This is a genomic window from Streptomyces buecherae (assembly GCF_014295035.1).
Classification (GTDB): Bacteria; Actinomycetota; Actinomycetes; order Streptomycetales; family Streptomycetaceae; genus Streptomyces; species Streptomyces youssoufiensis.
Map to the genome: position 1 here is coordinate 90,339 of NZ_CP060404.1, position 25,770 is coordinate 116,108.

The 25,770-nt window shown below is 74.7% G+C and carries 22 protein-coding genes; 20 read left to right on the forward strand and 2 right to left on the reverse strand.

Annotation, left to right across the window (positions count from 1 at the left end):
- The first annotated feature begins 9 nt into the window (after positions 1-9).
- The 9 genes from H7H31_RS00385 to H7H31_RS00425 all read left to right on the forward strand — a co-directional run bounded on the left by H7H31_RS00385 (position 10) and on the right by H7H31_RS00425 (position 11,907).
- On the forward strand, positions 10-684 hold the full coding sequence (locus H7H31_RS00385) for a GntR family transcriptional regulator (protein WP_187060924.1): 675 nt from the start codon (positions 10-12) through the stop codon (positions 682-684).
- 109 nt (positions 685-793) lie between these two features.
- On the forward strand, positions 794-1,651 hold the full coding sequence (locus H7H31_RS00390; RefSeq protein ID WP_187060925.1) for a maleylpyruvate isomerase family mycothiol-dependent enzyme: 858 nt from the start codon (positions 794-796) through the stop codon (positions 1,649-1,651).
- 101 nt (positions 1,652-1,752) lie between these two features.
- Positions 1,753-2,868, forward strand: a complete 1,116-nt coding sequence (locus H7H31_RS00395; protein WP_187060926.1) for a phosphotriesterase — start codon at positions 1,753-1,755, stop codon at positions 2,866-2,868.
- The gene (locus H7H31_RS00400) at positions 2,865-3,935 is read left to right on the forward strand and encodes a phosphotriesterase family protein (RefSeq protein ID WP_187060927.1); all 1,071 of its coding nucleotides are present in this window, start codon (positions 2,865-2,867) and stop codon (positions 3,933-3,935) included. The genes H7H31_RS00395 and H7H31_RS00400 overlap by 4 nt, the downstream gene beginning before the upstream one ends.
- Before the next feature lie 44 nt (positions 3,936-3,979).
- Positions 3,980-4,957 carry an alpha/beta hydrolase gene (locus H7H31_RS00405; protein ID WP_187060928.1) on the forward strand — a complete coding sequence of 326 codons (978 nt, stop codon included), beginning with the start codon at positions 3,980-3,982 and terminating at the stop codon, positions 4,955-4,957.
- Between the two features lie 205 nt (positions 4,958-5,162).
- On the forward strand, positions 5,163-6,872 hold the full coding sequence (locus H7H31_RS00410) for an amidohydrolase (protein WP_187059978.1): 1,710 nt from the start codon (positions 5,163-5,165) through the stop codon (positions 6,870-6,872).
- Positions 6,873-7,183: 311 nt separating this feature from the next.
- Positions 7,184-8,662 (forward strand): MFS transporter, encoded by a 1,479-nt coding sequence (locus tag H7H31_RS00415; protein WP_187059979.1) that lies wholly within the window; start codon positions 7,184-7,186, stop codon positions 8,660-8,662.
- 139 nt (positions 8,663-8,801) lie between these two features.
- Complete coding sequence (locus tag H7H31_RS00420; protein ID WP_187061004.1) at positions 8,802-10,400, forward strand: thiamine pyrophosphate-dependent enzyme; 1,599 nt, start codon at positions 8,802-8,804, stop codon at positions 10,398-10,400.
- Between the two features lie 49 nt (positions 10,401-10,449).
- Positions 10,450-11,907, forward strand: coding sequence for a benzaldehyde dehydrogenase (locus H7H31_RS00425; protein ID WP_187061005.1), 1,458 nt, complete (start codon positions 10,450-10,452; stop codon positions 11,905-11,907).
- 85 nt (positions 11,908-11,992) lie between these two features.
- Here H7H31_RS00425 and H7H31_RS00430 read toward each other — a convergent pair whose 3' ends face one another.
- A complete protein-coding gene (locus tag H7H31_RS00430; RefSeq protein ID WP_187061006.1) occupies positions 11,993-13,666 on the reverse strand; it encodes an IclR family transcriptional regulator domain-containing protein in 1,674 nt (557 codons plus the stop codon).
- A 245-nt stretch (positions 13,667-13,911) separates the two neighbouring features.
- On the opposite strand from H7H31_RS00430, the gene H7H31_RS00435 reads away from it, so the two are divergent.
- The 8 genes from H7H31_RS00435 to H7H31_RS00470 all read left to right on the forward strand — a co-directional run bounded on the left by H7H31_RS00435 (position 13,912) and on the right by H7H31_RS00470 (position 21,971).
- The gene (locus H7H31_RS00435) at positions 13,912-14,718 is read left to right on the forward strand and encodes a CoA transferase subunit A (protein WP_187061007.1); all 807 of its coding nucleotides are present in this window, start codon (positions 13,912-13,914) and stop codon (positions 14,716-14,718) included.
- 5 nt (positions 14,719-14,723) lie between these two features.
- Positions 14,724-15,368 carry a CoA transferase subunit B gene (locus tag H7H31_RS00440; RefSeq protein WP_187061008.1) on the forward strand — a complete coding sequence of 215 codons (645 nt, stop codon included), beginning with the start codon at positions 14,724-14,726 and terminating at the stop codon, positions 15,366-15,368.
- A gap of 57 nt (positions 15,369-15,425) precedes the next feature.
- Positions 15,426-16,616, forward strand: a complete 1,191-nt coding sequence (locus tag H7H31_RS00445) for a thiolase family protein (RefSeq protein WP_187061009.1) — start codon at positions 15,426-15,428, stop codon at positions 16,614-16,616.
- Positions 16,617-16,624: 8 nt separating this feature from the next.
- The gene (pcaH, locus tag H7H31_RS00450; protein WP_187117704.1) at positions 16,625-17,479 is read left to right on the forward strand and encodes a protocatechuate 3,4-dioxygenase subunit beta; all 855 of its coding nucleotides are present in this window, start codon (positions 16,625-16,627) and stop codon (positions 17,477-17,479) included.
- Positions 17,479-18,036, forward strand: coding sequence for a protocatechuate 3,4-dioxygenase subunit alpha (gene pcaG, locus H7H31_RS00455; RefSeq protein WP_187059592.1), 558 nt, complete (start codon positions 17,479-17,481; stop codon positions 18,034-18,036). Before pcaH ends, pcaG begins: the two co-directional genes overlap by 1 nt.
- A gap of 85 nt (positions 18,037-18,121) precedes the next feature.
- Positions 18,122-19,534 (forward strand): 3-carboxy-cis,cis-muconate cycloisomerase, encoded by a 1,413-nt coding sequence (gene pcaB / locus H7H31_RS00460; RefSeq protein WP_372456079.1) that lies wholly within the window; start codon positions 18,122-18,124, stop codon positions 19,532-19,534.
- Positions 19,531-20,787 (forward strand): bifunctional 3-oxoadipate enol-lactonase/4-carboxymuconolactone decarboxylase PcaDC, encoded by a 1,257-nt coding sequence (pcaDC, locus tag H7H31_RS00465; RefSeq protein WP_187064399.1) that lies wholly within the window; start codon positions 19,531-19,533, stop codon positions 20,785-20,787. The genes pcaB and pcaDC overlap by 4 nt, the downstream gene beginning before the upstream one ends.
- On the forward strand, positions 20,787-21,971 hold the full coding sequence (locus H7H31_RS00470; RefSeq protein ID WP_187064400.1) for a 4-hydroxybenzoate 3-monooxygenase: 1,185 nt from the start codon (positions 20,787-20,789) through the stop codon (positions 21,969-21,971). The genes pcaDC and H7H31_RS00470 overlap by 1 nt, the downstream gene beginning before the upstream one ends.
- A gap of 33 nt (positions 21,972-22,004) precedes the next feature.
- Here the strand turns inward: H7H31_RS00470 and argJ are convergent, their stop codons facing one another.
- On the reverse strand, positions 22,005-23,159 hold the full coding sequence (gene argJ / locus H7H31_RS00475) for a bifunctional glutamate N-acetyltransferase/amino-acid acetyltransferase ArgJ (RefSeq protein ID WP_187064401.1): 1,155 nt from the start codon (positions 23,157-23,159) through the stop codon (positions 22,005-22,007).
- Positions 23,160-23,503: 344 nt separating this feature from the next.
- Here argJ and H7H31_RS00480 point away from each other — a divergent pair, with 344 nt between their 5' ends.
- From H7H31_RS00480 to H7H31_RS00490, 3 genes are all read left to right on the forward strand, one after another.
- Complete coding sequence (locus H7H31_RS00480) at positions 23,504-24,196, forward strand: 4'-phosphopantetheinyl transferase family protein (RefSeq protein ID WP_187064402.1); 693 nt, start codon at positions 23,504-23,506, stop codon at positions 24,194-24,196.
- A 127-nt stretch (positions 24,197-24,323) separates the two neighbouring features.
- A complete protein-coding gene (locus H7H31_RS00485; RefSeq protein ID WP_187064403.1) occupies positions 24,324-25,088 on the forward strand; it encodes a class I SAM-dependent methyltransferase in 765 nt (254 codons plus the stop codon).
- A gap of 122 nt (positions 25,089-25,210) precedes the next feature.
- Positions 25,211-25,714 carry a GNAT family N-acetyltransferase gene (locus H7H31_RS00490; protein WP_187064404.1) on the forward strand — a complete coding sequence of 168 codons (504 nt, stop codon included), beginning with the start codon at positions 25,211-25,213 and terminating at the stop codon, positions 25,712-25,714.
- Positions 25,715-25,770: the final 56 nt, after the last annotated feature.

Genomic DNA, 25,770 nt, shown 5'->3' on the forward strand with positions numbered 1-25,770 from the left:
GAAGCGGCGATGAGTACGACGGAGAAGCGGACGGCCGCCAAGGGGTCGAAGGCCGAGCTCAGCTACGACCTGCTGCGCTCGCGCATCCTCGACGGCACCTACGGGCCCGGCTACCGGCTGGTCCTCAGCCAGCTCGCGCGGGAGACCGGGGTCAGCACGATCCCGCTGCGCGAGGCGTTGCGCAGGCTCCAGTCCGACGGGCTGGTCGAGGTGGTGCGCAACATCGGCGCCCGGGTGGCGGTCTTCGACGCCACGCAGGTCGAGCACTCGCTCCAGGTCCTGGCCCGCCTGGAGGGGTACGCCACCGCGATCTCCGCCGCCCACATGTCGGCCACGGACATCGAGCGGTCCCGGCAGGTCAACGCCCGTATGACCACGGCGCTGGAGGACTTCGACCCCACGGCCTTCACCGCGCTCAACCGCGAGTTCCACTTCTCCCTCTACGCGCACTGCCCCGACGCGCACCTGGTCGCCCTCCTGGAGGCGGAGTGGGCCCGGCTGGACCACATGCGCCGCTCGACCTTCAGCTACGTCCCCGGGCGGGCCCGGCGCTCCGTCGCGGAGCACGAGCGGATGCTGGGGCTGATCGCGGCGGGGGCGCCGCCCCAGGAGATCGAGCAGGTTGCCTGCGCCCACAAGATCGCCACCGCCGACGCGCTGCGCCAGTCGCAGGCCGCGCCCTGAGGCGCGCGGGCTCGGCGGGGCCCGGCGGCGCCCCGCCGGGCCGGGGCACGCGCTCACCCGGGGCGGAAATCCGGTAGTGGGCGGGGCGTTGGGTTGGCAGGCTTGCGCCATGGACTCGCAGCCCAACGACGTGCCCGGCCTCTCCTGGCTCGGCGCTCCGATCGACGCCCGCCCCCTGTTCGCCCCGGAACAGGCCGCGCTGATGGCCACGTTGCGCGGTCTGGCGCCCGCCGACTGGGCCAGGGAGGCGGTGCCGGGATGGACCGTTCGCGACCTCGCCGCGCACGTCCTGGGTGACTTCTACGGGCGCCTCGCGCGGGACCGCGACGGCCACCGGGAGGGGCCGGCCCCCGCGCCGGGCGAGACGTTGGAGACCTTCATCCACCGCATCAACCAGGAGTGGGTGACCGCCTTCTCCCGGGTGAGCCCCGCTACGCTCACCGACACCCTCGACCTGATCGGCCGGCAGGTCGCCGAACTCTTCGCGGCCAGCGACCTCCACGCGCCGTCGCTCGGCGTGTCCTGGGCCGGCGTGGACCCGGCCCCGGTGTGGCTGGACAGCGCCCGCGACCTCACCGAGTTCTGGACCCACCGCCAGCAGATCCGCCGCGCCGTCGGCCAGGGCGTCGACCCCGATCCCGCCCCGCTCGCCGTGGTCCTGGACACCTTCCTGCGGGCCCTGCCCCACACCCTGCGCGAGGTCGCCGCGCCGGTGGGCACGCAGGTCCGGGTACGGATCGACGGCCCCGCCGGCGGCACCTGGACCGCGACGGCCACCGGCCCGCGCTGGTCGCTCGCCGAGCCGGACGCGGGACGCCCCGCCTCGGTCGTACGCCTGGACGCGGACACCGCCTGGCGCCTGTGCGCCCGCGACCTCCAGCCCGACGCCGCCCTGGCCCGGGCCGGCGTCGAGGGCGACCGCGACCTGGCCGAGGCGGCCTGTCAGATCGTGTCGATCGTCTACTGACCGCGACCGGCCGCCCCCTCGTCCGGGAGCAGAAGGTTTCTCCGGGATCGTTGGCGCACGATCGTATACGATGAGGTATCTCGCCTGTTAGGTTGAGTCGCATGTCCACCACCGACTCGACTGCGGGTGCGGTCGGCGCGGCCCAGGCCGCGCAGGAATCCGGGGGCACCGTCGTCACCGTCACCGGCGAGATCTCGCCGGCCGCGCTCGGCGTGGTACTCCCCCACGAACACCTTCTGAGTGACTACGCCACGCCGCACGACACGGCGGAGTCCTGGGCGGCCGTCGGGCGCGCCCGCCCCACGGCCGCGAGTTGGCAGCCCTACCAGGCGCCCCTGACGATGGAACTGCTCGGCGACATCGGCGTGGGCGCCGTCAACCGGGACAACTGGCGGCTCCACGACGAGGAGTTGGCCACGGCGGAGGCCGCCGCGCTGCGGCGCGCCGGCGGCGGCACCCTGGTGGACGCCACGGCGCCGGGCCTGGGTCGGCGGCCGGCCGCGCTGCGCCGCGTCGCCGAGGCGACCGGCCTGCGTCTGGTGATGGGCTCGGGCCGCTACCACCCGGCGTGGCCCGCCGGACCCGCCGACCTGAGCGCCGAGCGCCTGGCCGAGGAGATCGTCTGCGATCTCACCGAGGGGGTGCGCGGGGTCCGGGCGGGCATCATCGGCCACCTGGCCGCGCTCGACCCCACCGCCCCCGCCGAGCGCGCCGTCCTGGTCGCGGCGGCACGGGCGTCGGCGGCCACGGGCGCCGCGATCTCGCTCAGCCGCTCCGCCGATGCCGCCACCCAGCAGCGCGTGCTCGACGTGCTCGCGGCCGAGGGCGCGGACCTCGCGCGGGTCGCCGTCGGGCACTGTGACGGTCTCGCGCCGCGCCCGGACGACCTCGAACCCCTCCTGGAGCGCGGGGTGTTCGTGCAGTTCGACCAGCTCGGCCGGCTGCCGTCGGTGCACAGCGTCAGCGACGACCAGGACGTCGCCGCGGCCGTGCTGGAGCTCGCCGGGCGGGGCCACGCCGCACGCGTCCTGCTCTCCCAGGACGTCAGCACCAAGGCCCAGTTGCTCGCCTACGGCGGGGGCGGATACGGCTTCGTCCTGACGCAGTTCGTCCCGTACCTGAGGATGCTCGGCGCCGACGACGCGCTCGTCACCGCCCTCACCGTGGACAACCCCCGGCGCCTGCTCACCCTCACCCACCGGAGGGCCCCCTCGTGAGCCGCTACCCGTTCGAGATCCCGGACATCGCCGGCAAGGCGCTCACCGTCGCGGGGCCCGTGGACCCGTCGGTCCTCGGCCAGACGCTCATGCACGAGCACATCTTCGTGGACCTGCGACGGCCACCCGGCTCCCACCGTCCCGGCGAGGACTCGCCCGAGGCCGCCGAGCCGCTCACCCTCGCCAACCTGGCCCGCACCCGGCACGGCCACCCCAACGCCGACAACGACCGGTTGGCCGACTTCGACGAGATGCTGTCGGAGGTGAGCGCCTTCGCCCACGCCGGGGGCGGCACGGTGGTGGAGGTCTCCCCCATGGGCCTGGGCCGGGACCCCGAGTCGCTGCTGCGGCTGTCCCGGGCCAGCGGGCTGCACGTCGTCATGGGGGGCGGCTGGTACACCCCCACCTTCCATCCGGCGGACATGGCCGGGCGCGACGTCGACGCGCTGGCCGACACCATCGTGCGCGACATCGCCGTCGGGGTCGGCGACACCGGCATCCGCTCGGGCGTCATCGGTGAAGTGGGCGCGGAGACGGCCCCGTTGACGGAGAACGAACTCAAGAGCGTGCGCGCGAGCGGCCGGGCTAGCAGGGTGACGGGCGCGCCGGTCACCTTCCACGTCGGCGGCGTCGGCGAGGACAAGCTCCGGGTGCTCGACATCCTCGCCGAGGAGGGCGTGGCCGCGTCCAACATCGTTCTGGGCCACGCCATGGAGGTCATCACCAACCCGTCGCTCGGCGAACGCGTCCTGGCGCGCGGCGTCTTCGTGGAGTTCGACTTCCTCGCCTCGCCCGGCAGCCCGTGGGGGCACCTCGTCCTGACCAGCGACCACAAGGTGGCCCGGGGCATCGCCGAACTCGTCGAGCGCGGGTACGCGCGCCAACTCCTGCTCGGCCACGACGTGTGCCAGAAGATCCAACTCAAGCGGTACGGCGGGCAGGGTTACGACTACATCCCGCGCCACTTCCTGCCCGCCCTGCGCCGGCTGGGGGTGAGCGAGCGGGCGCTGCACACGATCATGGTCGAGAACCCGGCGCGCGCCCTCGCGTTCGCCAGACCGCGGTGACCGGCCGCCCTCGCCACCCATCCCACCACCCGTGAGGGAGCACCATGCGCGTTCGCCCCGTCCCCTTCGACCCCACGCTCAGCGCGGTGCTCGACGCGCTGCCCCGCCCCTCCGGCCCGGAGTTGTCCCTGGCGGACGTTCCGAAGCTGCGCGAGGCCGCGACGGCGTTCCCCGCCCCGCCGATCGCCGAGGTCATCGGCGACCGGGAGATCGACGCCGAGGAGCTGACGGTGCCCGGCCCCGACGGCGCGCCCGACCTCGCCGTCACCGTGCTGCGCCCGCGCCGCCTGCCGGCGCCGGCCCCGGGCCTGTACAACATGCACGGCGGCGGCATGATCAGCGGCCATCGCCACCAGGACGCGGCACGCCTGGCCGATCTGGTGGAGGAGCTGGGGGCGGTCGCCGTCAGCGTCGAGTACCGGCTCGCGCCGGAGCATCCGGACCCGGCGCCCGTGGAGGACTGCTACGCGGGCCTGGTGTGGATGGCGCGCGGCGCCGCCGAGCTGGGCGTCGACCCCGGCCGTGTCGTCGTCATGGGCGGCAGCGCCGGCGGCGGCCTAGCGGCCGGGGTCGCGCTGCTCGCCCGCGACCGCAACGGGCCGGCTCTGGCGGGGCAGTTGCTGTTGTGTCCGATGCTCGACGACCGGAACACGACGGTCTCCAGCCACCAGTACGACGGCAGCGGCACCTGGCAGCGGTCGATGAACCTGCTGGGGTGGCGGGCGCTGCTCGGCGACCGGGCGGGCGGCACGGCGGCTCGGGTGTCGCCCTACGCCGCCCCGGCCCGGGCCGGCGACCTGTCGAACCTGCCGCCGGCGTTCGTCGAGGCCGGCAGCGCCGAGCTGTTCCGGGACGAGGACGTGGCGTACGCGTCCCGCATCTGGGCGGCGGGGGGTCAGGCGGAGCTGCACATCTGGCAGGGTGCCTTCCACGGCTTCGACGTCTTCGCCCCGGACCACGAGGTGACGCGCGCCGCGCTGGCCACCCGCCTGTCCTGGCTGCGCCGCGTGCTCGACCGCTGAGGCGCCGACGACGCCCCGACACCGCCAACGCTCTCACCCCGCCACGGCCCGCCGCGAATGTCTTGCCGGGCCCGCACGCCGAGCATAAGGTTTGGCCTCAAACGAGACGCACTCGACGGCCGGCCTGCCTCGCCACCCCCTCACCTCCTCGCCACCCTCGCGAATCTTTCCCCACCCCACCGACCCCCAGCCAGAAAGGCCATCGATGTCGGAGACAGCGGACCTCATCCTGACCGGCGGCTCCGTGCTGACCATGGACGACGCGTTCACCGTCGCCCAGGCGGTCGCCGTCACGGCCGATCGCGTCGTCGCCGTCGGCACCGACGCGGAGATCGCCGCGCTCGCCGGCCCCGCCACGCGGGTCTTCGACCTGGCCGGCCGGACGGTGCTGCCGGGCATCAACGACTCGCACCTGCACGCCGCGGCGTGGGCGCTGACCAGGCCGCCGTTCGCGCTGGACGTGGGCCACCCGACGGTGCGCTCGATCCACGACGTCACCCAGGCGGTACGGGAGGCCGCGGCCCGTACCCCCCGGGGCGAGTGGATCACCGGTCTCGGCTGGGACGTCGGCTACCTGGCGGAATGCCTGGCCGACCAGGCCCGCCGACCGCACCGGGGTGACCTGGACGCCGCCGCCCCCGAGCACCCGGTCTGCCTGACCGACTTCTCCGGCCACATGGTCTGGGTGAACTCGGCGGCGCTCGAACGCGCCGGGATCGCCCGCGACACGGAGTCACCCTCGGGCGGGGTGATCGAGACCGACGGCGCGGGGGAACCCACCGGCATCCTGAAGGAGACGGCACAGGCGCTGGTCCAGCGGCTGGTGCCGCCCGCGACCGTGGCCCAGCGCAAGGAGGCGATCCGGTCGGCCGTGGCGGCGTTGCACGCCGAGGGCATCACGAGCTTCACGGAGCCCGGCCTCGGCCCGGGTGGCGCCGAGATCCTCGGCGGCGGGCTCGACACCGGCACCCTGCACGCCTACGTCGAGTTGGCCAGGGCCGGCCAACTGGCCTCGCGGGTACGGGTGTTGTTGCTGCCCGCGCCCATGGGCGGCTCGGCGGCCGACGTGACCACCGGCCTGCGCGGGCTCGCCCTGCCGCGTGACGTGGACGAACGGCGGCTCGCCGCGATCGGGGTCAAGGTGTTCGCCGACGGGGTGCCGCCGAACGAGACGGCCTGGATGCACGAGCCCTACCCCGGGGGCGGCCACGGGGCGCTGTGCGTACACGGCGCCGACGCCGGCCTCAAGCAGGCCGAGCTCGCCGAGATGATCCGGGTGGCGCACACGGCCGGGTACCAACTGGGGGTGCACGTCACCGGCGACCGGGCGATCGACGCCGTGGTCGACGCCTTCGTGGCCGCCCAGCGGGCGCATCCGCGCCCGGACGCGCGGCACTACGTCATCCACGGCGACTTCGCCTCGCCCGGGAGCCTGGCCAAGCTCGCCGCGCACGGCTACGGCATCAACATGAACCCCGCCATCAAGTGGACCATCGCGGACCTGATGGACGACGTCGTCGGCCGTGAGCGGTCGGACTACCAGTGGCCGGTGCGCTCCGCGGCCGAGGCGGGAATCGCCGTGTGCGTGGGCTCCGACGCGCCGATCACGATGCCCAACTGGCGGCAGGGGGTCGCCGCCATGCTGCTCCGCGAGTCCAAGGCCACCGGCCGGGTGAGCGGCCCCGACCAGCGGGTCTCGCTGGAGACGGCGCTGCGCGCCTACACCGTCAACCCCGCCCGGCAGGACTTCGCCGAGGAGTGGAAGGGCACCGTCGAGCCGGGCAAGGTCGCCGATCTGTGCGTCGTGGGTGGCGACCTGCGCGCCACCGACCCGCACGAGATCGTCGACCTGCCCATCGACCTGACCGTCTTCGACGGGGACATCGTCTTCGCGCGCGAGTCCGCCGACCGGTGACCCCGGGGTCCGGATGAACCACACAGCGGAGGCCGACCGTCCGCCCCACGGAAACCAGGAATTCCACATAGCAGAACACATGCCTTCAACCATTCCGCTCTACATATCACTTGCCTACATTGAGGCTCCTGGCCCCGCGGAGGCGGCCGAGGTCACGGTGGGCGCGCGTACCGCCGTACGGAACGGACCGCGGGGTACGAACCCCACGGCGCTTCGGCGAGCACCGTACGCGCGGGGCGGCACGGCCGGGCCCGAGCGCCCCGAGCATCGCGCACGCGGCCGTGGTCCGCCCCTTGAGCCAAGGAGATCCCATGAAGGCTGTACCGGACGAGGCCCCGGGCCCGGTGGTGGGTGCGGGGGCCGAGCCGGACGCGGAGCAGACGCGGGGGCGGCTGCGGCCCTGGCACACCCTGTGGTTCCTGTTGCTGCTGGGTTGGACGGTCAGCGCGGCCGACCGGGCCGTCACCGGGCCCGTGGTCTCCTGGATGATCGACAACGGCGTGGGCTTCCTCGCCGACGCGGACAACCCGCACGCCCTGGGCGGGCTCATCGGCGGCCTCTTCTTCGCGGGTTACATGCTCACCCAGTTCCCCGGCGGCTACCTCGGCGACCGCTACGGACACCGCACGCTGATCGTGGTGAGCCTGCTGTGGGCCGGCGTCGCCACCATCCTGACCGGCTTCCTCGGCGGGCTGATCGCGTTCATCGTCGTCCGCGTGGTGACCGGGCTCGGCGAGGGGGCGTTCTACTCCAACGACCGCACCCTGATCACCGCCGCGACGCCCGAGCGGGACCGCAGCCTGGGCATGGGCGTGGTCATCACCGGGCTCGCCTTCGGCATCACCATCGCCATCGTCGGCACCCCGCACTTCATCGACGTGGGCAAGGTGTTCCTGCCCGACGTCGAGGCGTGGCGGATGGCGTTCTGGATCCTCGGCGCCGCGACGCTCCTCGTCGGCGCCGCCACCACCTGGTACTTCCGTGCCCACCTCCAGTGGCGCACCGTGTGCCGGGCGACCGCGCACCTGGGCGCGTACTCGTTGGTGTCCCTGGTGCTGATCATGGCCGTCTACCTGATCGGCGACCGCTCCGGCCTGTCCGACCTGTGGATCGCGCTCCTGGAGGTCGTGCTCGCCGCCGGGCTCGTGCTGTTCGCGCTGACCCGCAAGGGTGAGGAACTCGGCCCGGTGCTCAGGAACCGTGACCTGTTCCTCATCTACCTCGCCAACATCGCGATCCTGTGGAACCTGTGGTTCTTCAGCTTCTGGTCCGTGTCGATCGTCGCGGGCGCCGCACACTCGTCGTTCGCGAGCGCCGCGCTCACCGCGGGGTTCAACGCGGGCGCCGGCATCCTCGGCTTCCCCGCCGGCGGCTGGCTCTCGGACCACGGCGTACGGCGCGGCTGGAGCCGGAAGTCGATCATGCTCACGTTCACCGGCATCCAGGCCCTGCTCACCGTCGCGTTCGCCTGGTACCTCAGCGCGACCGACCGGCCCTCGCTGTGGGTGATGGGCGTGCTGCTCTTCTTCGCCAGCCTGTTCTTCAACGCCCTGCAACCGGTGGGTCACGCGCTCACCGCCGACCTGGCCCCACCCGAGCTGCGCGGCTCCGCCTTCGGCATGCAGAACCTCATCGGCGAGACGGGCGCCGTGCTCTCGCCGGCCGTGGGCGGCGTGCTGCGTGACTCCACCGGGAGTTGGACCGCGGCCGTGTGGCTCGACGCGGCGATCGTCGCCGTCGGGTTCTGCCTGTTGGTCGGCGTCCGTGGCCGGCGCCCCACTCCCCCGTGAAGCACCCTCCCCCACCGTGCGAGCCACCCGCCCCACCCCGGACGCCCCGCTCTGGCCCCCCGGCGCGCGAGACCCCGGGCGCCGGGGGCCGGCGGGCGAAGCCCGGGAACCACCCTCACAGAACGAAGGAACCATCACGATGCGCACCGTCCGCGACGCCGCCTTCGACGTCATGCGTCAACACGGCCTGACGACCCTCTTCGCCAACCCGGGCTCGACCGAGGTGGCCCTGCTCGCCGACCTCCCCGACGACCTCGCGTTCGTCCTCGCCCTCCACGAGGGCTCGGTGGTCGGTGCCGCCACCGGCTGGGCGATCGCGCGCGCCCAGCCCGCGCTGGTCCTGCTGCACACCACCGCCGGGCTGGGCAACGCCGTGGGGGCCCTGGCCACCGCCCGGGTCAACCGCGCGCCGCTGGTGGTGCTGGTCGGCCAGCAGGACCGCCGCCACCTGGCCCAGGAACCCTTCCTCGCCGGCAACCTGGAGGGGCTGTGCGGCGAGTACCCGGTGCGCGTGGAGACCCCGATCCGGGCCCAGGACGTGCCGGGGGCCATCGGCCGGGCCGCGCACGCCGCGACCACCCGGCGCGGCCCGGCGCTGGTGATCGTGCCCATGAACGACTGGGCCGAGCCGGCCGACGACCTGCCGGTGCCCGCGCCGGCCGCCCTCCGGCAGGCCACCGGGGCCGACCCGGAGGCGGTGGCGCACCTGGCCGACCTGCTGGCGGAGGCGCGCTCCCCCGCGCTGGTCGCCGGGTCGGCCGCCGACACCGAGGCGGGCTGGGCCGCGCTCACCGCGCTGGCCGAGCGGCTGAACTGCCCGGTGTGGCAGGAGTCCTTCGGCGCGCGCGCCGGCTTCCCCCAGGACCACCGGCTGTTCGCCGGCCACCTGCCCGGCGACCGCGCCCGGCTGCGCGAGACCCTCGCGCCGTACGACCTGGTGCTCGCGGTGGGCGCCCCGGTGCTGCGCCAGTACGGCTACGGGGAGGGGCCGTTGGCGCCGGCCGGCACCCGGCTGGCGCTGCTGACCGACGACGCCGACGAGGCCCACCGCGCGCCGGTCGAGCTCGCGGTCCTGGCCCCGCTGCCGGCGTTCTGCGCGGCCCTTGCCGAGCGGGTCCCGGCCCGCGCGCAGGCCCCGGCCATCCCCGCGCGGACCGCGCCGCCCGCGCCACCCCGGCCGGGCGAGCCGCTGCGGGCCGCGCACGTGCTGTCCGCGCTCGCCGAGCGCCTGCCCGCGGACGCGGTGGTCGTCGAGGAGACCCCGTCGAGCCGCCCGGAGCTGCACGCGCTGGTGCCGGCCCGGCAGCCGCTCGACTTCGTCAGCGCCGCCATGGGGGGCCTGGGGTTCGCGCTGCCCGCCGCCATCGGCATCCGGATGGCCGCGCCGCGCCGCCCGGTGGTGGCCGTCGTCGGCGACGGCTCGTCGCTCTACCAGATCCAGGCGCTGTGGACGGCCGTGCACTACGAGGTCGGCGCCGTCTTCATCGTGCTGGCCAACGGCCGGTACGCGGTGATGGACAGGCTTGCCGAAAAGCACGGTGGCAAGGCACCCTGGCCCGCGTTCGACCAGGTCAGCGTCTGCTCGCTCGCCGAGTCCCTGGGCTGCCCCGCTCGCCGGGTCACCCGCTACGACGAGTTGGTCAGCGAGCTGGGCTCCCTGGTCGCCACGTTCGAGACGCGCACGGAGCCGCTCGTCCTGGAGGTCGCCGTCGAAGCCGAGACGGCCTTCCAGCCGTGAGGCCCCACCTGCCCACCCCCGCACTCGACCGCTCACCTTGGAGACTGTGATGTCCCTTCTCGACCCGTCCCACTGGTCCGGCAAGGTCGCCATCGGCGGCTGGACCCCGGCCGCCGGCGGCCAGACCTCCGTCGTCGAACCGGCCACCGGCGACACCCTGGAGCGCGTCGGCTCCGCCAACCCCGAGGACGTCGCGCGCGCGAGCGAGCGCGCCGCCGAGGCCCAGCGTCAGTGGGCCAGGACGCCCTACACCGAGCGGGCCGCGGTGCTGCGCCGGGCGGGCGACCTGTTCACCCGGCACGCCGACGAGATCCACCACTGGCTGATCCGCGAGGCGGGTTGCGTGCCGGGCAAGGCCGCGTTCGAGACCAACCTGGCGGCCCAGGAGTGCTACGAGGCGGCTGCCCTGGCCTCCCGTCCGCTCGGCGAGCTGCTGCCGTCGGCCGAGCCACGGCTGAGCATGGCCCGGCGCCTGCCGGCCGGGGTGGTGGGCGTCATCGCGCCGTTCAACGCGCCCCTGGTGCTGGCCACCCGCTCGGTGGCGCCGGCGCTGGCCCTGGGCAACGCCGTGGTGCTCAAGCCGGACCCGCGCACGGCGGTGTGCGGCGGCGTGGCGGTGATGCGGGTCTTCGAGGAGGCCGGGCTGCCCGAGGGCGTGTTGGCGGTGGTGCCCGGTGGCGCCGACGCCGGGCACCAACTGGTCGTCGATCCGCACACCCAGGTCGTCTCGTTCACCGGCTCGACCGCGGCCGGCCGCAAGGTGGGGGCGACGGCGGCGGAGCACCTCAAGCGGGTGCACCTGGAGCTGGGCGGCAACTCCGCCATGATCGTGCTGCCGGACGCCGACCTGGAGCGCGCGGTGTCCACCGCCGCCTTCGGGTCCTACTTCCACCAGGGCCAGATCTGCATGACCACCGGCCGTCATCTGGTGCACGCCTCGATCGCCGACGAGTACGCCGAGCGCCTCGCGCACAAGGCGGAGCAGCTCACCGTCGGCGACCCGGCCAAGGAGGAGGTGGCCCTCGGGCCGATCATCGACGCCCCGCAGCGCGACAAGATCCACGCCCTGGTGACGGCGAGCGTGGAGGGCGGCGCCCGCCTGGCCGCCGGCGGCACCCACGAGGAGCTGTTCTACCGGCCCACGGTCCTCACCGGGGTCACCGACGCCTCCCCCGCGTACGCCGAGGAGGTCTTCGGCCCGGTCGCCCCGATCCGCGCGTTCTCCGACGTGGACGAGGCGGTGGCGCTGGCCACGGCGAGCACGTACGGGCTCGCCCTGAGCGTCCTGACCCGGGACGTGATGCGCGGGTTGGAGGTGGCCGAACGCATCCCGGCCGGCCTGGTGCACATCAACGACCAGACGGTCAACGACGAGGCGCTCGCCCCCATGGGCGGCGTCGGCGCCTCCGGCACCGGTGTCCGGTTCGGCGGCACGGCCAGCCTTGAGGCGTTCACCGAGACGCGCTGGATCACGGTGCGCGCGCAGGAGGCCACCTACCCGATCTGAGCCGGGTGAGCGAGCGTCGGGCGGCCCCGCGTCAGTGGGGCCGCCCGCGCGCGTCACACCCGGCCGGTGGCGCGGCGGGGGTGGCTCACAGCGCGGGGACGCGGACGAAGCGCTGGGCGACGTGCAGGTCGGCCTCGATCGCGTGCGCCGTCGCGCGGAGCGCGGGCAGGACCTCCTCCAGGCAGGCGTCCGGGGTGCGGCGGCTGGTGTGCATGCCGACGTTGACCGCGGCCACCGCCCGGCCGGACCGGTCGCGCACCGGCACGGCCAGCGAGCGCAGCCCCTCCTCCAACTCCTCGCTGACCAGCGCGTACCCCTCGCGCGCCACCTGTTCCAGGCACGCGGCCAGGTCGGCCGGGTCGGTGCGGGTGTGCGGGGTCAGGGCCCTGGGCCGGGCGCGGGCGAGGTGGCCGTGGCGCTCGTCGGCCGGCAGGTCGGCGAGCAGGACCCGCCCCATGGAGGTGGCGTACGCCGGGAACCGGGTGCCCAGGGTGATGTTCACGCTCATCACACGGCCGGTGGCGACCCGGGCCGTGTAACGGATGTCGTCGCCGTCGAGCACGGCCAGCGACGCCGAGTCGTGCACGCGCTGGACGAGGGTCCTCAGGTGGGGCGCGGCGATCTCGGCGAGGGTAGTGCGCGAGAGCGGCGGGTAGCCGAGGGCCAGCACGCGGGGGGTGGGGCGGAACCGGCCGACCTCCGCGGCGACGTAGCCCAGGTGTTCCAGGGTGATGAGCGCGCGCCGGGCGGTGGCGCGCGCGAGGCCGGTGGCGCTCGCGATGGCGGCCAGCGTCAACTGGTCCCGGCCCTGGTCGAAGGCGGTGAGGACGGTCAGTCCACGGGCCAGGGACTCGACGAACTCGGCGCCGAGTTCCTGCTTGGACGCGTGCGTCCAGTCGGCGAGGCCGGCGGCCGGGGCGGGTGGGGTCTGCGGTGCCTCACGGAGCGCCCGCTCCATGGCCCGGGCCGTGGCCCGGGCGCGGGGCAGCACCGCGCGGCGCAGCGAGGCGACGCTGTGTCGGCTGGTGTGGCTGACGACGCTGAGCGCGCAGGCGGCCCGCCCGTCCGGGGCGCGCACCAGCAGGCCGAGCGCGATCAGGCCGGGCTCGATGCGCTGGTCGTCCTCGGCCCAGCCGCACTGGCCCGCGTGGGCGGCGCGCTCCTCGAACGTCGGGTGCTGGCCCTGGTCGCCGGCCCGGGGCGGGAGCACGGCGGGGAAGTCGGCGCCGTGGCCGCCGGCCGCCTGGGCCGCTCGCCAGTCGGCCCAGCGCTCGGCGGACCACTCGGCGGCGAACAACGGCCCGGGCGCGGTGCGCTCGACGGGCAGCAGGTCGCCGATGCGGAAGGTGAGCGACATGGCACGGCGGCGGGTGGTCTGGTGCACGAAGCGGATGCCGTCGCCGTCGGGCACGGCGAGCGAGACCGACTCGTCCAACTCCTCGGCGAGCCACTCGGCCAGCGGGCCGAGCGGTCCCGGCAGTCCGGTGGCGGCCAGGTAGGCGTTGCCGAGTTCCATCAGGCGCGGGGCGAGGGTGGCCGCGTACTGGTCCAGGCGCAGATAGCCCATGCGGGCCAGGGTGGCGGCGACGCGGTCGACGGTGGAGCGGGCGAACCCGGTCTCGCGGGCAAGTTCGCCGAGGCTCAGCCGGCCGCCCGCGTCGCTGATGGCGCGCAGCACGGCGATGCCCCGCAGCAGCGGGCCGACCGCCTCGGCCGGTGGTGCGGGATCGGTCGGGCCGGTGGGGCGCTGGGCTGGCATCGGGCTCTCCGGACGGATCGGGGTCGTGGTCGCGCGCCCGCGCGGGCGCGGGCGCCGGGTGCGGTAGCGGAGCGTAGCCGCGTTCGGGGTGGTCGGGGGTGGCGGGGCGTTGACACGCGTGGCGGGGGGATGCAAGCTGTCGCCATATAAATGAACTTTAGTTCATCTGGCGAACGCAGGCGAGGCCGAGGCCCGAGGCCCGGTGTTCCCCGTCGCGGCGCCAGCTCGGGACAAGGAAGCCCTGCATGGACAAAGTCAGCGCGACCGCCGCCGACGCGGTCGCGGACATCGCGGACAACGCCTCCCTGGCGGTGGGCGGATTCGGGCTCAGCGGCGTGCCGAACGTGCTGATCGAAGCGGTGCACGCGCGTGGCGTCAGCGGCCTCAGCGTGGTCTCCAACAACTGCGGCGTGGACGGCGGCGGACTCGGTGTCCTGCTCGCCTCGGGCCGCATCGCCCGGGTCACCGGCTCCTACATCGGCGACAACCGGGAGTTCGCCCGCCAGTACCTCGGCGGCGAGCTGGAGGTGGAGCTGGTGCCGCAGGGCACGCTCGCGGAGCGGTTGCGCGCCGGCGGCTGCGGCATCCCCGCGTTCTACACGCCGGCCGGCGTCGGCACCCAGGTCGCCGACGGCGGCCTGCCGTGGCGGTACGCGCCGCCGGCCGACCCGGGCGCGCCCGAGGCCGCGGCCCGCGCGGTGGCCGTGCCCTCGCCGGCCAAGGAGGTGCGCGCCTTCGACGGGCGCGACTACGTGCTGGAACGCGGCATCCGGACGGACTTCGCGCTGGTACGGGCCGCCCGTGGGGACCGGCACGGCAACCTGGTCTTCCGCCGTGCCGCCCGTAACTTCAACCCGCTGGCGGCGATGGCCGGCCGGATCACCATCGCCGAGGTGGAGGAGCTGGTCGAGCCCGGCGTGCTCGACCCGGACGCGGTGCACGTGCCCGGCGTGTTCGTCCAGCGGGTGCTGGAGCTGACGCCCGAACAGGCGGCGGCCAAGGGGATCGAGCGGCGCACGACCTCCGCGCCGGTGACGCAAGGGACGGTGTGAGGCGCATGGCCTGGACGCGCGAACAGATGGCGGCGCGAGCCGCCGCCGAGCTGAGTGACGGGGCGTACGTCAACCTCGGGATCGGGCTGCCCACGCTCATCCCCGGCCTGTTGCCGGCCGGCGTGGACGTGGTGATCCACTCGGAGAACGGCATCCTGGGCGTGGGCCCCTACCCCGCGCCCGACGACGTCGACCCCGACCTGGTCAACGCGGGCAAGGAGACGGTGACGGTGTTGCCGGGCGCCGCCTTCTTCGACTCCGCGCTCTCCTTCGGCATGATCCGTGGCGGGCACATCGACGTGGCCGTGCTCGGCGCCATGCAGGTCTCGGCCGCGGGCGACCTGGCCAACTGGTCGGTGCCCGGCAAGCTGGTCAAGGGCATGGGCGGGGCGATGGACCTGGTGCACGGCGCCCGCCGGGTCATCGCGCTCACCGACCACCTCGCCAAGGACGGCAGCCCGAAGATCGTCGAGCGCTGCACCCTGCCACTGACCGGCGCGCGGTGCGTGCACCGCGTCATCACCGACCTCGGCGTGCTCGACGTGACCGACGCGGGACTGGTCCTGGTGGAGACCGCGCCCGGCACCAGCACGGCGGAGATCGTGCGCCACACGGCCGCGCCCGTACACGTCCCCGCCACGACGCCGTGACCACCCGCCCACCGCGCCGGCGCCCGTGCCCGCCGGCCGCTCGTACCAGGAGCTGACATGACCGACCGCCTGCGTGACGTGTACGTCGTCGACACCGTACGCACCCCGATCGGCAAGTACGGCGGCGCCCTGTCCGGCGTACGCCCCGACGACCTCGCCGCCACGGTGCTGCGGGCCCTCGTGGACCGCGCGCCCGACCTGGACCCGGCCCGCGTCGACGACGTGTTCTTCGGCAACGCCAACGGCGCCGGCGAGGAGAACCGCGACGTGGCCCGGATGGCCGTACTCCTGGCCGGGTTGCCGGTCACCGTGCCCGGCACGACGGTCAACCGGCTGTGCGGTTCGGGCATGGAGGCCGTCATCCAGGCGGCCCGCGCCGTGGCGGTCGGCGACGCGTCGATCGCGGTGGCCGGCGGCGTCGAGTCGATGAGCCGCGCCCCCTGGGTGCTGCCCAAGCCCTCCCGCGCCTTCCCCGCCGGCCATCAGGAGCTGTACTCCACGACGCTGGGCTGGCGGATGGTCAACCCGCGGATGCCCGGGGAGTGGACGGTGGCGCTGGGCGAGGGCGCCGAACTGGTCGCCGACCGGTACGGCGTCGACCGCGCGGCGCAGGACGCGTTCGCGCTGGCCAGCCACGAGAAGGCGGCGCGCGCCTGGCAGCAGGGGCACTACGCCGCCGAGGTCGTCCCGGTGGCCGGCGTCGACCTCGACCGCGACGAGACCATCCGAGCCGACACCAGCGCCGCCGCGTTGGCGCGGCTCAAGCCCGCCTTCCGCACGGACGGCACCGTGACGGCGGGCAACTCCTCGCCGCTCAACGACGGCGCGGCGGCGCTGCTGCTCACCGACGAGGCGGGGCTGCGGGCCACCGGGCGCCAGCCGCTGGCCCGCATCGCCGCCTCGGCCGTCACCGGCGTGGAGCCTCAGTACTTCGGCATCGGCCCGGTCACGGCGGTGGAGCGGGCCCTCGACCGGGCCGGCCGCGGCCTGGCCGAGCTGCGCACCGTCGAGCTCAACGAGGCGTTCGCCGCCCAGGCGTTGGCCTGTCTCGGCCAGTGGCCGGACCTGGACCCGGCCGTGGTCAACCCGTACGGCGGCGCCATCGCCATCGGGCACCCGCTCGGTGCCTCCGGGGCCCGCATCGCCGGCGCCGTCGCCCACCAGCTCGCCGCCGCGGGCTCCGGAACCGGCCTCGCCGCGCTGTGCATCGGCGTCGGCCAGGGCCTGGCCCTCGTCCTGGAGAGGTGATCCGTCCCATGTCCCCCGCATCCCTGCCCTCCCAGCGCACCGGCGCAGCCGCCCCGAACCCGGGACCGGCCGGCCCCGGCGCGACCCCGCCGACCCCGCCGACCCAGCAGGACATCAGCGCGGAGATCGCCGCCGCGCACGCCCGCGCCGCCGCGGCCGTGGCCGCCGGCGCGGCCCCGCCCGACCATCCCCCGCGCGACTTCGCCCCGTACCGCAGCAGCGTATTGCGCCACCCGCGCCAGTCTCTGGTGAGCGTCGGCGATCCGGAGGCCGCCGAGTTGCGCGGCCCGGTCTTCGGTGTCACCGACGTCACCGAGACCGACGCCGACCTCACCCGGCAGCACCTGGGCGAGCCGCTCGGCGAGCGCATCACCGTCAGCGGACGGGTCACCGACCGGGCCGGCCGGCCGGTGCGCGGCCAACTGGTGGAGATCTGGCAGGCCAACGCCTCCGGCCGGTACGCGCACCAGCGCGACCAGCACCCGGCGCCGCTCGACCCACACTTCACCGGCGTCGGCCGGTGCCTGACCGACGACCTGGGCCGGTACCGCTTCACCACCATCAAGCCGGGCGCCTACCCCTGGCGCAACCACGACAACGCCTGGCGGCCCGCGCACATCCACTTCTCGCTGTTCGGCACGGCCTTCACACAGCGCCTGGTGACGCAGATGTACTTCCCCGGCGACCCGCTGTTCCCGTACGACCCGATCCTCCAGTCGGTCACCGACCAGGCCGCGCGCGAGCGTCTGGTCGCCGCGTACGACCACGCGCTGTCGGTGCCCGAGTGGTCGCTGGGCTACCGCTGGGACATCGTGCTCGACGGTCCGGCCGCCACGCTCCCCGACCCCGAGGAGGGCTCCTGATGCCGCGCCCCACCCCCTCGCAGACCGTCGGCCCCTTCTACGGCTACGCGCTGCCCTTCACCGACGGCGCGCGCCCCGCGCCGCCCGGCCACCCGGACGCGATCACGCTGCACGGCGTGGTGCGCGACGGGGCCGGCCAGCCCATACCCGACGCGCTGCTCGAGTTCTGGCAGGCCGCCCCGGACGGCTCGCTCGACGGCCACCCCGGCTCGCTGCGCCGCGACCCGGTCACCGGCGGCTTCCTGGGCCGCGACGGCGTGCGCTTCACCGGCTTCGCGCGGGTGCCCACCGACGCGGACGGCCACTGGCGCGTGCACACCCTCCGGCCGCCGGCCAGCGCGCCGTACCTGTCGGTGTGCGTGTTCGCCCGCGGCCTGATGCACCATCTGTACACCCGCGCCTACCTGGCCGAGCCGGCCGCCGACGCGCTGCTCGACGCGCTGCCGGCGCGGCGCAGGGCGACGCTGGTCGCCCGCGACGAGGGCGCGGGCGTGCACCGCTTCGACATCCACCTCCAGGGGGAGAAGGAGACGGTCTTCCTTGACTTCGCCCGCTGACCCCGGCCGGCCCCACCCCGCGCCCGACCCGCGCACCGGGCCACCCCCGGGCCCCGAACCGGCGACCGCGACCGGCCCCTACCCCGTGCACCAGCGCGACGTGGGCCTGTTGGCCCCGGTGCGGGCGACGAGCCCCGTCGACGAGGTCACCAGTGACCACGCCTTCGTGCGGGCGATGCTCGACGCCGAGGCCGCCGTGACCCGGGCCCAGGCCGCCGTGGGGCTCGCGCCACCGGAGGCCGCGGCCACCGTGACGGCGGTGGCCCGCGCGGACCGGTTCGACCTGGCGTCGCTGGCCGACCGCGCCCGCGCGGGCGGCAACCCGGTCATCCCGCTGATCGCCGACCTCACCCAGGCAGTGGCCGACGCCCACGCCGAGCACGCCGCGTACGTGCACCGCGGGCCCACCAGCCAGGACATCATGGACACGGCGTGCATGCTGGTCACCGCCGCGAGCCTGGACCTGATCGCCGCCGACCTGGGGCGGGCGGCCGACGCGTTCGGCGCGCTGGCCGCCCGGCACCGCGACACGCCGCTGGCCGGCCGCACGCTGACGCAGCACGCGGTGCCCACCACCGTGGGGCTCAAGGTGGCCGGATGGCGCGCGCTGGTGCTGGACGCGTACGAGCGGATCACCCGCGTGCGCGCCGCGCTGCCGGTGCAACTCGGCGGCGCGGCCGGCACGCTGGCCGCCTTCCACGCCTACGCCGAGGCGCCGAACGCCACCCCGGGGCCCGCCGGCGGCGATCCGGGCCTGGCCCTGGTCGCCGCGTACGCCGACGAACTGGGCCTGGCAGCACCCGAGTTGCCCTGGCACGCGCTGCGCACCCCGATCGCGGACACGGGCGCCGCGCTCGCCTTCGGCGCGGGCGCCCTCGGCAAGGTCGCCGGCGACGTGCTGGTGCTGGCCCGCACCGAGATCGGCGAGCTGGGCGAGGGCTCGGGCGGCGGCTCGTCGACCATGCCGCACAAGGCCAACCCGGTGCGGGCCACGCTCATCGCGGCGGCGGCCCGACAGGTCCCGGCGCTCGCCTCGGTACTGCTGGGCGCGCTGGCCGCGCCGGACGAGCGGGCGGCCGGGCCCTGGCACGCCGAGTGGCAGCCGCTGCGCGACGCCCTGCGCCTGCTGGGCGGGGCCGCCCACACGGCGGCCGAACTCGGCGCGTCGCTGACGGTCGACGCCGACCGGATGCGCGCCAACCTCGGGCTGACCGGAGGAGCGTTGCTCAGCGAACGACTGGTCGCCGAGCTGGCCCCGCGCCTGGGCCGTGGCCCGGCCAAGGCCGCGCTCACCCGGGCCGCGCGGCGGGCCGCCGAGCAGGGCACCGACCTGCTCGACGCGCTGCGCGCCGAGCCCGACGTGACCGGCGCGCTGCCGGCGGCCCGGCTGCGCGAACTCGCCGATCCCGCCGACTACCTGGGCTCGGCCGGCGCCCTCACCGACCGCGCGCTCCGGCGCGACCCCCGCTCCCCGCACCCTGGGCAGGACCCCCGATGACCCTCCTCCACCACCGCGTCGAAGGCCCGGCACACGCCCCCGCCCTCCTCCTCGGGCCCTCGCTCGGCACCTCGTTGTCCGTCTGGGACCGGCAGGCCACCGCACTGGCCCACGACCACCGGGTGGTCCGCTGGGACCTGCCGGGCCACGGCGGTTCGCCCGCCGACGCGATGCCCGCCGAACCGACCGTGGCCGACCTGGCCGAGCGGGTCATCGCCCTCGCCGACGCGCTCGGCATCGAGACCTTCGCCTACGCCGGCGTCTCGCTCGGCGGCGCGGTCGGCGCCTGGCTCGCCGCCCACCACCCGCGCCGCGTCAGCGCGCTGGCCCTGCTGTGCACCTCGGCCCGGTTCGGCCCGCCCGAGCCGTGGCACGAGCGGGCCGACGCGGTGCGCGCCCGCGGCGTCGGCCCGCTGGCCGACAGCGCCCCGGACCGCTGGTTCGCGCCCGGCTTCGCCGCCGGCCACGCCGAGACGGTGGCGGCGCTGGTGGCCGACCACCGCGCGGTCAACCCCGCGGCGTACGCGGCGTGCTGCGAGCTGATCGCCCGCCTCGACCTGCGGGACGAGCTGGCCCGGATCACCGCGCCCACCCTCGTCGTCGGCGGCCGGGACGACGCCGCGACGCCGCCGGCGCACGCCCGCGCGCTCGCGGACGGCATCCCCGACGCGCACCTGGTCGAGATCGCCCGCGCCGGCCACCTGGCCTGCGTCGAGCAACCTCGAGCGGTGCTCGCCGCCCTGCGGGCACACCTGGCCGCCGACCCGAGCGAACCGCACCCGACCCGGGACCGGGCCCCCGACAACTCGGGGGCGTTCTCGCGCGCCGAGGCCATGGCCGTACGCCGCGCCGTACTCGGCGACGCGCACGTGGACCGCGCCATCGCGCACACCACCGCCTTCACCGCCCGCTTCCAGGACTTCATCACCCGCTACGCCTGGGGCGAGATCTGGACCAGCGACGCGCTGGACCGCCGCACCCGGAGCTGCGTCACGCTCACCGCGCTGGTGGCCGGCGGCCACGACGAGGAGCTGGCCATGCACGTCCGCGCCGCGCTGCGCAACGGACTCAGCCCCGAGGAGATCGGCGCGGTGCTGTTGCAGACGGCCGTGTACTGCGGCGTGCCCGCCGCCAACTCGGCCTTCAAGGTGGCCGACCGCGTGCTGGCCGAGGAGCGGCCCAGCGCGCCCACCCCACCTCCCGCGCCGGGCGCGGAGACCGAGTGCTTCGGCGACGACGAGGAGACCCCCTGATGCGTACCACCGTCGGCATCATCGGCGGCGGCCCGGCAGGACTGTTGCTGGGCCGGCTGCTGGACAACGCGGGCATCGACAACGTGGTCCTTGAGCGCCGCGACCGCGCGTACGTCGAGCAGCGCCAGCGGGCGGGCATCCTGGAGCAGCAGACCGCGGACACGCTGCGCGCGGCGGGCGCGGGCGCGCGCATGGACCGCGAGGGGCTGGTGCACCACGGCATCGAGCTGCGCTTCGACCGGGGTGCGCACCGCGTCGACTTCCCCTCGCTCACCGGCGGCCGTGGGGTGGTGGTGTACGCGCAGACCGAGGTGGTCAAGGACCTGATCGCGCTGCGGCTCGTCGACGGCGGCCCGCTGTGCTTCGACGCCGAGGTGCGCGCCGTCGAGGGCGCCACCAGCGACCGGCCGGTCATCCACTACCGGCACGAGGCCGAGGACCGGGCGCTGACCTGTGACTACGTGGTGGGCTGCGACGGCTTCCACGGCGTGGCCCGCGAGGCCGTACCGGCGAGCGTGCGGACCACCTACGAGCGCGACTACCCGTACTCCTGGCTCGGCATCCTGGCCCAGGCCGCGCCGGTGTACGACGAGTTGATCTACGCCCACTCCGCGCGCGGCTTCGCCCTGGCGAGCGTGCGCTCCCCCACCGTCAGCAGGCTCTACCTCCAGGTCCCCAACGGCACCGATCCGGCCGCGTGGCCCGACGAGCGCGTCTGGGACGAGTTGGACGCCCGCTTCGCCCTGGACGACGACCCCACCTGGAAGCTGGAGCGCGGCCCGGTCACGGCCAAGGCGGTGTTGCCGATGCGCAGCCACGTGACGGAGCCCATGCGCCACGGCCGCCTCTTCCTGGCGGGCGACGCGGCGCACATCGTCCCGCCGACCGGCGCCAAGGGCCTCAACCTCGCGGCGGCCGACGTGACCGTCCTGGCCCGGGCGTTGATCCACGAGCGCGACACCGGCTCCGCCGACCTGCTGGACGCCTACTCCGACACGTGCCTGCGCCGGGTGTGGCGAGCCGAGCACTTCTCGTACCTCATGACCACCACGCTGCACACCGACCCGGCCCACTCGCCCTTCGACACACGCCTGCAACTCGCGCAGTTGGCGCGGCTGGCCACCTCGCCGCACGCCGCGGCCGACCTCGCGGACAACTACACGGGGCTGCCCCTGCCGCGCTAGCGCCGCGCCGCGACCGAGCCGGCGGGGGGTGCGTCAGGTGGTGTAGTCGGCGTTGATCCTGATGTATCCGTCGGTGAGGTCGCAGCCGTAGACGGTGAAGGCGCCGGAGGCGATGCCGAGGTCGACGGCGATCACGACCTCGTCGCCCCCCAGGTGGGTGGTGGCGGCGGCCAGCGTCTCGTCGGTGCCGGGGGCCGGGTAGGTCTCCACGTCCCCGAAGTGGATCGTCACCTTGGCCGGGTCGATGTCCAGGTCGTCCTCGCACTTGCCGACGGCCATCGCGACCCGGCCCCAGTTGGGGTCGGCGCCGTGCACGGCGGTCTTCACCAGCGGCGAGTTGACCACGGCCTTGCCGACCCGCTTGGCCTGCGCGTCGTCGCGCGCGCCGGTCACCCGCACCTCGATCAGCTTGCCGGCGCCCTCGCCGTCGGCGGCGATCGAGCGCACCAGGCGCAGGGCCGCCTGGTACAGCACGGCCTCGAACTCGGCCTCCGCCACCGGCCCCGCCAGGCCGTTGGCGAAGATCGCCGCGCTGTCGCTGGTCGAGGTGTCGGTGTCGATGCTCAGCGCGTTGAACGTCCGGTCGACCACCCGGCGGAACACCCGGTCCAACACCGGCTGTGCCACCTCGGCGTCGGTGAAGAAGAAGACCAGCAGCGTCGCCATGTTCGGCTCGATCATGCCCACGCCCTTGGCGATGGCGGCGATGGTCGCGTCGCCACAGGGAAGCGCGACGTGCTTGGCAACGGTGTCGGTAGTCATGATCGCCCGCGCGGCGGCCTCCAGGTCCGCCTCCGGCAACGGCCACCCGAGCCGCGCGAGCCCGGCCCTGACCCGCTCCATCGGGTACTGCCGCCCGATGACCCCCGTGGACGCGATCAGCAACTCCTCGGGCGCCAACCCGGCCGCCTCGGCCACAAGGGAGCGCACCTCGCGCGCGTTGGCCATGCCCTGGGCCCCGGTGGCGACGTTGGCGTTCCGGGCGATGGTCACGATCCCGCGGGCTTGCCCCGTCGCCGCCGACTCACGGCTCAGCGTGACGCTGGGCCCGACGAACCTGGACCGCGTGAAGACCGCCGACACCGCCGCCGGCACGTCGGAGACGACGACGGCGAAGTCGTCCGCCTCGTCCTTGATCCCCAGTGCCGCTGTACGACTACGAAAACCCCGTGGGCTGGGTGACGACATGACCTCGCGTCCTCTCGTCCGGGTGTGTGCGGGAAGGTCAACCGAGTTACGTAGTATGCACTGTGCCGCATGATCATGCCTATAGTCGAATCCTTTTCCTGGGCCGAGAAGAAGGACAGTCGCCGCTCTCTCAGGCGACCTTCGCTCCTACGCCACCGCCATGCACCGCCCACCACCAAACACGCCCCTGCATATTCATGCATCATCGAGGGTTAGCCGGAAGGTTGTCTGTTGGCCCGACTCCCACCACCACGCAGGCCGCGACCGTCCCACCCTTGGGCACCGGCCAGGCATCGGCCACCGGGCCCTTCCTCGCCGGGTGACGCCTCTCGTAGGCTGGCCCGATGATCGGCGACATCGTGCCGGCGGGGGTCGCCGTGGCGGACTCCTTCGGCGACCTCCCGGACGCCCGACTGTTTCCGGAGGAGGAGGCGGGGGTGCGCAGCGCCATCGACAGGCGACGTCGCGAGTACGCCACCGTTCGCCACCTCGCCCGGCAGGCCATGAAGGACCTGGGGATACCGGCCGTCGCCATCCTGTCCGGCGCTCGGCGTGAGCCGCTGTGGCCGTCCGGGGTCGTGGGCAGCATGACGCACTGCGCGGGCTACCGGGCCGCCGCGTTGAGCTTCGACGCCCACCACGCCTCGATCGGCATCGACGCCGAGCCGCATGCTCCGCTCCCCGAGGGGCTGCTCACGAAGGTCGCCCACCCCGACGAGGTGCCGCATCTGGCACAGCTCACGGCCGCGCGCCCCGAAGTCCACTGGGACCGACTGCTCTTCAGCGCCAAGGAGGCCGTCTACAAGGCGTGGTATCCGCTGGCGCGGCGCTGGCTCGGGTTCCAGGAGGCGCGGCTCGCGTTCGACCCGGCCTCCGACGGCTTCACCGCGGAGTTGCGGCAGGTCGGCCCCGTGGTAGCGGGCGTTCCACTCTCCCGGATGGCCGGGCGGTGGCACGTACGCGGCGGGCTGGTCGTCGCGGCCGTCACCATCAGCCAGGCGCTCGGCGAACCCGGGGCCGCCGCGCGCGGTCGGTAGCGCGCGCGACTGGCGGGCTCCTGGCCCGCCGCCACCACCTGGCGGGGCCTCACCACACCTCGCCACGTCGCCACGCCGCGAGAGCACCCTGCGCACTGTGCGTGCCCCCTGACGACACAATGCGGGCATGTCGCGTTCTTTTGAGGATCTTGTGGCCGAGGCGGCGACCGTGTCCGTGGACGGGTGGGACTTCTCCTGGTTGACGGGGCGGGCCAGCGAGGAGCGCCCGTCGTGGGGGTACCAGCGGTTGATGAGCCGGCGGCTGGCGACCGTGGCGGCGGGGTTGGACGTGCAGACCGGCGGCGGCGAAGTCCTGGCCGAGGCGGAGACGTTGCCACCCACGATGGCCGCCACGGAGTCCTGGCCTCCCAACGCGGTCAAGGCGACCAGGCTGCTGCACCCGCGCGGGGTGGTGGTCGTCGCCGGCCCGGACGAACCGCCGCTGCCGTTCGCCGACGACGCGTTCGACCTGGTGACCAGCCGCCATCCCACCACCGTTTGGTGGGAGGAGATCGCCCGGGTGCTGCGACCGGGCGGCACGTACCTCGCCCAGCACGTCGGGCCCGCCAGCGTGTGGGAGCTGGTGGAGTACTTCCTGGGGCCGCACCCCGAGGCGCGCCGCAAGCGTCATCCCGATGACGAGAGCGCCGCGGCCCGGGCCGCCGGCCTGGAGATCGTGGACGTGCGCGCGGAGCGGCTGCGGATGGAGTTCCTCGACGTCGGCGCCGTCGTCTACTTCCTCCGCAAGGTGGTCTGGACGGTGCCCGGCTTCACCGTCGACCGCTACCGCGACCAGTTGCGCGCCCTGCACGAGCGGATCGAGGCCGACGGCCCGTTCGTCGCCCACTCCTCCCGGACCCTCATCGAGGCCCGCAAGCCCGACCACGTCTGAGGCCCCGGGCCGACCACCTCGGGACCGGGAACGACGACGCAACCGGCGGGCCCCCGGGCCGAACGGGCACGTCGTGGCACTCCGGCCGTGATCCGTGTGGATCGGTACGGCAGGGTGGGGGCATGACGACGTACCAGACGATGCCGTTCCACCTGGAGACCGAGCGGCTGATACTGCGGCCGTGGGACGAGTCGGACGCCGCCGGACTCCGCGCCCTGCACTCCGAACGCGGCACGGGGACGCACACGGTGAAGTACGTGCGGGCGGACATCGCCGAGCAACTCGCCGCGACGACGACCACGGGCATCGCCCTGTTGCCCATCCAGCGCCGCGCCGAGGGCGACTTCATCGGCTACTGCGGGCTGATCATCGGCCGCACCACGCTGGAGGAGCCCGAGATCGCGTACGAGTTGTTCCAGCGGGTGCACGGGCACGGTTACGCCACCGAGGCGGCACGGGCGGTGCTCGACGCCGCAGCGGCGACCGGGCGGACAAGGCTCTGGGCGACCGTCGGCACGTGGAACACCCCCTCGCTCCGCGTGCTGGAGAAGCTCGGGTTCGCGCGGGACCGCGTCACCGTGGAGAAGAACGGCGAAGTGGCCTGGCTGACCCGCACGTTGCCGTGAGGGGGCCTGGGGCTCGGGGTGGCGGCTTGGCGGGTGGGCGCGTCGATGAGTTGCTG

Coding starts and splice junctions, on each gene's coding strand:
- pcaDC (WP_187064399.1), top strand. CDS start 19,531: ATGACCCTCCTCCACCACCGCGTCGAAGGCCCGGCACACGCCCCCGCC.
- H7H31_RS00415 (WP_187059979.1), top strand. CDS start 7,184: ATGAAGGCTGTACCGGACGAGGCCCCGGGCCCGGTGGTGGGTGCGGGG.
- H7H31_RS00420 (WP_187061004.1), top strand. CDS start 8,802: ATGCGCACCGTCCGCGACGCCGCCTTCGACGTCATGCGTCAACACGGC.
- H7H31_RS00430 (WP_187061006.1), bottom strand. CDS start 13,666: ATGCCAGCCCAGCGCCCCACCGGCCCGACCGATCCCGCACCACCGGCC.
- H7H31_RS00485 (WP_187064403.1), top strand. CDS start 24,324: ATGTCGCGTTCTTTTGAGGATCTTGTGGCCGAGGCGGCGACCGTGTCC.
- H7H31_RS00470 (WP_187064400.1), top strand. CDS start 20,787: ATGCGTACCACCGTCGGCATCATCGGCGGCGGCCCGGCAGGACTGTTG.
- pcaG (WP_187059592.1), top strand. CDS start 17,479: ATGCCGCGCCCCACCCCCTCGCAGACCGTCGGCCCCTTCTACGGCTAC.
- H7H31_RS00490 (WP_187064404.1), top strand. CDS start 25,211: ATGACGACGTACCAGACGATGCCGTTCCACCTGGAGACCGAGCGGCTG.
- pcaH (WP_187117704.1), top strand. CDS start 16,625: ATGTCCCCCGCATCCCTGCCCTCCCAGCGCACCGGCGCAGCCGCCCCG.
- H7H31_RS00395 (WP_187060926.1), top strand. CDS start 1,753: ATGTCCACCACCGACTCGACTGCGGGTGCGGTCGGCGCGGCCCAGGCC.
- argJ (WP_187064401.1), bottom strand. CDS start 23,159: ATGTCGTCACCCAGCCCACGGGGTTTTCGTAGTCGTACAGCGGCACTG.
- H7H31_RS00435 (WP_187061007.1), top strand. CDS start 13,912: ATGGACAAAGTCAGCGCGACCGCCGCCGACGCGGTCGCGGACATCGCG.
- H7H31_RS00410 (WP_187059978.1), top strand. CDS start 5,163: ATGTCGGAGACAGCGGACCTCATCCTGACCGGCGGCTCCGTGCTGACC.
- H7H31_RS00445 (WP_187061009.1), top strand. CDS start 15,426: ATGACCGACCGCCTGCGTGACGTGTACGTCGTCGACACCGTACGCACC.
- H7H31_RS00440 (WP_187061008.1), top strand. CDS start 14,724: ATGGCCTGGACGCGCGAACAGATGGCGGCGCGAGCCGCCGCCGAGCTG.
- H7H31_RS00405 (WP_187060928.1), top strand. CDS start 3,980: ATGCGCGTTCGCCCCGTCCCCTTCGACCCCACGCTCAGCGCGGTGCTC.
- H7H31_RS00425 (WP_187061005.1), top strand. CDS start 10,450: ATGTCCCTTCTCGACCCGTCCCACTGGTCCGGCAAGGTCGCCATCGGC.
- H7H31_RS00385 (WP_187060924.1), top strand. CDS start 10: ATGAGTACGACGGAGAAGCGGACGGCCGCCAAGGGGTCGAAGGCCGAG.
- H7H31_RS00480 (WP_187064402.1), top strand. CDS start 23,504: ATGATCGGCGACATCGTGCCGGCGGGGGTCGCCGTGGCGGACTCCTTC.
- H7H31_RS00390 (WP_187060925.1), top strand. CDS start 794: ATGGACTCGCAGCCCAACGACGTGCCCGGCCTCTCCTGGCTCGGCGCT.